Source organism: Pseudoalteromonas sp. GW168-MNA-CIBAN-0100, assembly GCF_040309225.1.
Lineage (GTDB): Bacteria > Pseudomonadota > Gammaproteobacteria > Enterobacterales > Alteromonadaceae > Pseudoalteromonas > Pseudoalteromonas arctica.
In genome coordinates, this window is sequence record NZ_JBEOOL010000125.1 from 1 (window position 1) to 453 (window position 453).

The window sequence follows — 453 nt, forward strand, 5'->3', positions numbered from 1 at the left end:
ACCAGCCTAGGACAAGTAACGCCAACGGGGCGCAAGCCGTAAGCAGCTATCAACCAGCGACTTAAAAATCCTGCAAGAAAACACCTTCTACGCCAAAGAGAAAAAGTCTTTAGCCTACGTTATCGCCATTATGAACATGATCTTGCATGGCATCGAAGCCCCTAACGTGATCCACACCAATACATTAGGCGAAAACCTACAAGACATTACCCCAAGCAACCAGCACGATATTGTATTAGCTAACCCGCCGTTTGGCGGCAAAGAGCGTAAAGAAGTTCAGCAAAACTTCCCGATTAAAACCGGTGAAACGGCCTTCTTGTTTTTGCAGCACTTTATCAAAATGCTCAAGCCCTGAAATTGATTTATACGCAGCAGCTTCGGCAGTTGTTGCGCCATTTAATTCAGTATGCGCAAGCTTAAATAAGGTGTCGTTTATGAGCGTAGACTTGCCCG

Annotated in this window: 1 protein-coding gene; it reads left to right on the top strand. The window is 45.7% G+C overall.

What is annotated here, in order from left to right:
- Positions 1–130 precede the first annotated feature (130 nt).
- Complete coding sequence (locus AAEY62_RS20340) at positions 131–355, top strand: N-6 DNA methylase (protein ID WP_350636011.1); 225 nt, start codon at positions 131–133, stop codon at positions 353–355.
- The last annotated feature ends 98 nt before the right edge of the window (positions 356–453 follow it).

Excerpts from the sequence above, each read along its gene's own strand:
- AAEY62_RS20340 (WP_350636011.1), top strand. The coding sequence starts at position 131 with ATGAACATGATCTTGCATGGCATCGAAGCCCCTAACGTGATCCACACC.